Annotated in this window: 1 pseudogene; it reads right to left on the reverse strand. The window is 31.7% G+C overall.

The window, feature by feature from the left end:
• Positions 1–267: pseudogene (locus FUA24_RS00630) on the reverse strand (transketolase); the annotation flags it as partial.
• Between the last annotated feature and the right edge of the window lie 86 nt (positions 268–353).

Raw genomic sequence — 353 nt, forward strand, 5'->3', positions numbered from 1 at the left:
AACAGTAAGTTCGCCAATAGCCATCATAAAAGTTTGATCTCTGTAGTAACCAGATCTCCAATCGCCTTTTTTAAAAGCTTTTGCCATGGCTAGTTGTGGTACTTCTTTACCATCGCCAAAAATTCCAAATTTTGCTTTTCCTGTTAGAACTTCGCGTCTTCCTAATAAACTACATTCTCTACTTCTAACAGCAACTTTATAATCATTTATAACTTCGGTTTTGAAATCTTCAAATGAAATGTTTTTTAAATCAGGAATACTTTGCATAATTAAGAACGCTTTAGTGCTTTTGCAAAAGTAGTAAAAATTTGTCTTTTTTACAAGATATTGAAGTGCTAAGTTGTTGTTGAATA

It is taken from the genome of Seonamhaeicola marinus (assembly GCF_008085455.1).